General features: G+C 70.7%; 5 protein-coding genes and 1 pseudogene. 1 reads left to right on the top strand and 5 read right to left on the bottom strand.

Annotated features, from left to right (window positions below):
- The 5 genes and pseudogenes from Q8814_RS23470 to Q8814_RS23450 form a co-directional block, all read right to left on the bottom strand.
- Nucleotides 1-217: pseudogene (locus Q8814_RS23470) on the bottom strand (hypothetical protein); the annotation flags it as partial.
- Complete coding sequence (locus tag Q8814_RS23465; protein ID WP_330154376.1) at nt 207-848, bottom strand: phosphoribosylanthranilate isomerase; 642 nt, start codon at nt 846-848, stop codon at nt 207-209. The gene Q8814_RS23465 and the pseudogene Q8814_RS23470, both read right to left, overlap by 11 nt.
- A 91-nt stretch (nt 849-939) precedes the next feature.
- Nucleotides 940-1,719, bottom strand: coding sequence for a crotonase/enoyl-CoA hydratase family protein (locus Q8814_RS23460; protein ID WP_330154375.1), 780 nt, complete (start codon nt 1,717-1,719; stop codon nt 940-942).
- 37 nt (nt 1,720-1,756) lie between these two features.
- A complete protein-coding gene (locus tag Q8814_RS23455; protein ID WP_408015974.1) occupies nt 1,757-5,065 on the bottom strand; it encodes an arabinosyltransferase domain-containing protein in 3,309 nt (1,102 codons plus the stop codon).
- A gap of 80 nt (nt 5,066-5,145) precedes the next feature.
- Entirely contained in the window at nt 5,146-5,769 is a 624-nt protein-coding gene (locus Q8814_RS23450) for a B-4DMT family transporter (RefSeq protein ID WP_330154374.1), read from the bottom strand.
- Between the two features lie 73 nt (nt 5,770-5,842).
- Between Q8814_RS23450 and Q8814_RS23445 the strand changes: the two genes are divergently transcribed.
- The coding region (locus tag Q8814_RS23445) for a M24 family metallopeptidase (protein ID WP_330154373.1) at nt 5,843-6,501 on the top strand (659 nt) is incomplete at its 3' end.

Raw genomic sequence — 6,501 nt, 5'->3', positions numbered from 1 at the left:
CTCCGGGTGCCGGGTGCGGTCGCCGTCGGCGACGCGGTTGCGGTCGTCCGCCCGCCAGCACCCGGCCGTGGGCGTCGACGAGCACCGATCCGAACGGCTCGTCGCCCGCATCCAGCGCCTCTTCCGCGAGTGCCAGGCACCGCCGCAGATGCGCGAGATCCACGTCGCTCACCGGGGCCGGATCCGGGTAGTCGGCCGTCAGGTCATCAGATCCCATCACTCGCCGATCCTGCACGGGGCGCGTGGCGCACTGCCTCTGCGAATGCCGTCATCAACGCCGGATCCTTGACACCGCGGCGGGACTCGATGCCGCTCGAGACGTCGACGCCCCAGGCGCCCGACGTCGTGACCGCGCGCGCCACGTTGTCCGGGGTCAGTCCGCCCGCGAGAATCCACCGCCCCGACGGCAGCGAGCTGCGATCCTGCCAGTCCCAACTCACCCCGGCGCCCGCCACCGCGCCGTCGACCAGCAGCAGGTCCGCGCCGAAGTCCTCGGACGGCGCCTCGGCGGAGGCCGTTTCGACGCCGGTGGTGTTCACGGCACGGATCACCGTCAGTCCCGCCTCGTGCAGGACACGCACGTCATCCGCCGAACGCAGATCGTGCACCTGCACGTGGTCGAGGTTCGCCGCCCGTGCGGTCGCCACGACCTCGTCGAGGGGCATCCTCACGTACACCCCGACCGCGATCGTGGCCGCCGGGACCCTCGACCGCAGTCGCACCGCCTGTTCGGCGGACACTCGGCGCGGACTGTCCGCGAAGACGAAACCGACCGCGTCGACGCCGAGCGCGATCGCGTGATCCACCACCGCCTCGTCCCGCAGCCCACACATCTTGATGAACGTCATCGTCCGCCTTCCGTCCTCGTCGCCCGGTTCGAGGATATGGCCCGCGACGGTGCGTCGTGCAGCTGCGGGCGGCGCCCGGCCCGCGACGGTTCTACGGGAATTCTCCGTGGCGGCCCGCCCCGCCGCCGAACCGGGCGGCGCCGGCGGCCGTGTCGGTGGCCAGGGACTCGAGGCTCACCCGGATCTCGAAGGCCATCGCGTCCTGCTCGGTGTGCCCGAACTGCTCGTAGGCGGACCGACGGTCGTTGCGCATGCAGGTCTGCGGGAACCGCGTCAGCTCCCGGGCCAGGCGTTCGGCAGCTTTTCGGGTGGTGCCGGGCTCGACGACGCGGTTGACCAGGCCGAAGGTCATCGCCTCGGCCGCGTCGACCGGTCGTCCGGTCAAGATCATGTCCATTGCCCGGCCGGCGCCGATCAGACGCGGGAGTCGGACCGTGCCACCGTCGATCAGGGGTACGCCCCAGCGGCGGCAGAACACCCCGAAGGTCGCGTCCGCAGCGGCCACACGAAGGTCGCACCAGATCGCCATCTCGAGTCCACCGGCCACGGCGTAGCCTTCGATCGCCGCCACCACCGGCTTGGACAGCATCAGACGCGTCGGTCCCATCGGTCCGTTGCCTTCGGGCGCGACGGTGTTGACGCGGTCGGTTCCGATAGCTTTCAGATCGGCTCCGGCGCAGAAGGTTCCGCCCTCGCCGTACAGCACCGCGACATCGGCCCCGGGGTCTGCGTCGAAGTTCTCGAACGCCTGGGCCAGTTCCGCTGCCATCGCACCGTCCACCGCATTGCGGCGGTCCGGCCGCGTCATGATCACCGTGGTGACCCGATCGCGCGTCTCGACACGGATGGACCGGTACTTCGAGGTCGCCATTGATGCGCTCCACTTCACGGGGTATGCGGGATATGCGTCAGTATGAAGTCAGGATCGGACCCGGCGTCCACCATCCCGTCCGCGTCGTGCCGTCGGTCTCGACCACGGCAGGTGCGGCGTCGGAGTCGAACGGAACGAACTGCTCGAGCGATCCCCAGTCACGATCCCAGTCGTCCGCCAGGTACGACGGCACCGTGCGGCCCCCGAGCAACATCTGTGTCCATCCCAGCGGGCCACCGCCGTAGTGGTCCTGCCACAGGGTCGTCGACACGGCACCGATGCGGTCCGGCAGGATGCGATACTCCGGAACCTCCGCAATGCCGTTGCGGTGCAACATCTGTCGCTGGCAAGGGAAGTTCAATCCGACCGCCCAGTCCAACAGCACCGGGGTATCGGTGCCCACAACGTCCTGCAGCGTCCGGGTTTGCGGCACGCGGGGAGGCGTGAAGGCGAGCCACTGCTCGTCGGCGATGTCCTGGTCGCCGGCGACGATCCGCACCAGCTCCGCCCCCGCGGGCAGCCGGTCGAGCGGCACCCGCAGATTCCGCCACGCCGGGGTGGGGCCGATATCGATCGGGGTCTGCGCCCCGAGAACCCGCACCTGCCCGTCGGAACCGGTCACGCCGTACTCGACGTCGAGACGCTGGCCGTAGGTTTCCACACCGTCGGCGTCCACCGACCGGATGCGGCCCGCGGCGGCGATGGCGATCAGATCGCCACGCGAGCCGGAACCGTCGGCCTCCGGCAACCGGTACCAGTCCGACGTCACCGAGGACGCGCCGGGGCTGCGATAGCTGCCCAGCACCGGGGTGGTGCCGGGGTCGAGGCCGAACGGCAGCGCCACCCGGCTGCCGTTGACACCCTCACGGCCCATACCGCCGGCGGTGCCGGCCACGTTGGTGGAGGTGTCCTGGTCCTCGTTGGTCGAGGCGACGGTGTTCGCGGTACCCACCGCGAGATCCTCCTCGTCGGCCGTCAGATCGTCGGCAACCCCGCCGGGCGTGAACCCGGTCGACCCGTCACCTGCCAGAGCCGCGCCGACGTCCCCGGAGACGGGGGAGAGCATCGACGCGTTCGGGTCCGTCTCGAGCAGCACATCACCGGCGAGACCGCACGACGATCCGGCCAGCGCGTCGATGTTCGAACGCGCCACCGAGTACCCCGGGTATTGCGACACCGCGCCCTTGGCCAGCGACAGCACCTCGAACGCGACCATCACTGCGGCCGCGACGGTAAGCGGTGGAATCGTCCACCATCGGGTCAACGGCCGCCGGTCCGGACCGTCGCCAGGACGGATGTGCTGCCAGGCCGCGATCAGGAGCAGCAGCACCGTCATCGCGAAGAGCGCCGTGGAAAATCCCCGGCCTCCGATCGACGGTGCCTTGTCCCACCACGGCACCCCCCAACTCGACACGTACCACCAGCCGTTGGTGCTCACGAAGGCCATGGTCACCACGAACATGACCGCGGCAGCGAACAGCGCACGGTTGCGTCGCGACCGCAGCACCGCCGGTCCGACAGCGATCGCGGCGACCACCGCCACCGACGCCGCCAATCCCGCATAGATCCCGAAATGGTGAGTCCATTTGGTGGGCGCGAACATCATCAGCACCATTGCGCCGACGGTGATCCCCACGATGCGGCGCGACGGCCCCACCGCCACGCCGGGGATACGACCCCCACGGCGCAGCAACGCCAATGTGCACACCACCAGGGTCAGCACCATCGTGAACACCGCGAAACGGCGCGACAGCGAACCATCGACGGTGATCTGCATCAGGTACTGATAGCGCAGGTACTCGAGGAACCACGCGACGTTCGGTCCGGTCGCCGTGTGCACCCGCTGCATCTCGAGGACCGCGGCGGCCGTCTGGTCCGCGAACACCAGCGCGAGCACCACCAGGCCCGTCGCGATCAACGGCAGCAGCACCGCCGCCCGGCCCGCCGAGCGGGCGCGCGCGACAACGATCCGCGTCACCGGTCGCGCTCCGGCGATCAGCGCCGCGAAACAGATGATCCCGGACGGTCCGGCGGTGACCGTCAACGCCCCGATGAGAAGTGCCGCCGCCGCCGGCAGCAGCCGCCGGGTCGCGATCGCCCGCTCCACCGAACACCACGTCAACAGCACCCCGACCGCGACGATCGGCTCCGGGCGCAACCCGTTGTTGAACGGTAGCCAGAACGCGAGGAAGACGAACGCGCCGGTCCACAACGGCAACCGGCTGCGGCGGGTCGCGCTGCCCAGTCGCGGCGCGACCTCCCGGCTGATCACCCACCAGCACAACAGGCCCGCGACCAGCGCCGGCAACCGCATCCACACGCTCGCCGTCGACACCTGAGTCATCCACGCCAGCACGTCGTAGAACGGGGTGCCGAACGGCGCTTCGGGCACGCCGAACCATCGGAAGTAGTTGGCCATGTACCCGGCCTCGCCGGCGGCGCGGGCCATGCCCAGCTGATACCCGTCGTCGGCGGTGTTCGCGCCGATCACGTGCCAGCCCACCAGGGTCGTCACGACCACGGCGTCGATGCGGCCGAACGACCACCACCGCGCGGGCAGGAAGCGGCGACCCCGGCGCCCGTCGGCGATGTCGATGCGGTGCAGCGACCACAACGCGAGCGCCGCGGCGAGCGCCGCGACCACCATCGCGGCGAACTTGACCAGCGTGGGGGAGGTCGTGAAGCGCGTATCGAGTTGCGCGGTCACGGACAGACCGTCGGGGGCGGCGCCGGACAGCGCCGAGAACACCCCGACCATCTGCGGGCGCAGATCCTGCTCGAACACCACGGGCCCGGCCGCGCCACCGCCGCCGGTGACGGTCACCACCGTGCGCTCGGGGTCGGCCGACACCGTCACCGCACAGTCGCGGCCGAGTTCGTCGAGCGGCGCGGACAGCAGCACGGTGTGACGGGAGATGATCTCGAACCGGGCCCGGGCGGAGTCGCCGGCGGGCACCACGCGCGCGAGCATTCCGTAGCGTTCGTTGCCGGGCGCGCCGAGTGGGGACGTCGACACGAGCGTCGCGCCGGCCGCATTGTCCGCGACCACCGCGCACGGCACCGTGACCTCGAGGGCGATCGGTGCGTAGGACACCAGCGGTGCGGTTACCGACGCCACGCTGCCCGACTGCGGCCACGACACCGACGCCTCGGTCTGTTGCACCGGCAGGAACGGGATCGCGAGCGCCGCGGCGATCCCGATCAGCGCGCTCACCACCGCGAGCAGGCGGGTACCGGTCGGAAGCTGCCGGGTTGCGGGGCCTGCGCGCAGCGTTGTCGCAGCTCCGTGCGGCTTTGCCGGACTGCCCCCGGACGGCGCTCCATCGTCGGTTCGTGTGTCGGTCACGGGGGGCGACCGTACCGGACGTGAGTGATCCGACGGTGGCGCCGACTCGGGACGGCCGTTTTCTGTGGCCGGTTATCCGGTCAGCGTTCGGGGCGCGGAGCGTTCGGGTCGATGGCGGGGAACGTCTCGGTGGGGGCCTCGTCGTTGCGCCACGCCGACTGCGTCTGCGCGCCGTCCGAGGCCGACTGCGTTGCGGAATCGTCCGCCGCCGGTCCGTTGCCCGCCGTCGCCGCGGGTTCCGGTGTCCGGGCGCGGTCCGCTCTCGATCGGCCGTCCTCCTTCTGCCCTCGGTTCGCGAAGAACCGGCCGGCCACGACGGCAACCATCGCGGGCACGAACACGAGCAGCACGGTGAACGCCGCGCCGGAGGTGAGTTCGAACAGCAGCGACTTCACGCCGACCGAGACCGGAAGCACGACATCGGCGAGCCACGTGAGGAAACCGCCGAGCAGACCCGTCACCGCCCCGGCGGCGAGCCAGCGCATGGTCAGGTCCTCACCGCGGTCGGGGTCGGGATGCGCGCGGCGGTCGCGGATCCCGTCGATCCCCGCCCACACGACTGCGGCGAGGATGACGACGACCAGAGCGAGCCAGCGCATGACCGACCCCTGCAGAGGCCACTGGACCAGAGCGGCACCGAGCAGGACGCGCACGACCACGTGGACCAGGGCGAGCCCGAGTCCGCGGAGCAACCAGGGTTTCATGTGCCCGAGAGTAACGGCTGTCGTCCCGTAAGTGTGTCTCGGCCCACACCCATGTGCGCGGTAGGTTGGGCACATGCCCGTCGATCACGCCTCCCGTCGATCCGCACTCCGACGGTTGCTCGCAGACCGCGACCTCGACGCTCTGCTGGTGACGGATCTGCTCAACATCCGCTACCTCACCGGATTCACCGGTTCCAACGCCGCGCTGCTCGTCTCCACCGACGACGACCGGGACGAATCCCGCACCCTCGTGTGCACCGACGGCCGCTACCTCACGCAGGTCGCCGAGCAGGTGCCCGACCTGCGGGCCGAGATCGCGCGTGCCGCGGCCGCACATCTGATCACCACCGCCGGTGCACGCACCGCGACCTGGGGTTTCGAGAGCCACGTCGTCACCGTGGACGAGCGCAGCCGCTGGGACCGACTCGACAGCGCCGTCCGGTTCACGCCCACACCCGGCCTCGTCGAACAGCTGCGGATGGTCAAGGACGAGCACGAGGTCGAGCTGCTGCGGGCGGCCTGCGCCGCCGCCGACCGCGCCCTGGCGGACCTGATCGCCGAGGGCGGCCTCCGGCCGGGACGTACCGAGAGGCAGGTCGGCCGCGACCTCGAATGGCGCATGCTCGGCCACGGCGCCGACGGCATCTCGTTCGAGACGATCGTCGCTGCCGGCGCCAATTCCGCGGTTCCGCATCACCGTCCCACCGACCCCGTGCTCGCGACCGGCGACTT

The sequence above is a fragment of the Rhodococcus chondri genome, assembly GCF_036327435.1.
GTDB classification, from domain to species: domain Bacteria; phylum Actinomycetota; class Actinomycetes; order Mycobacteriales; family Mycobacteriaceae; genus Rhodococcus; species Rhodococcus chondri.
Note: the sequence above shows the minus strand (reverse complement) of the source record. Positions and strands in the feature narration are given on the sequence as shown.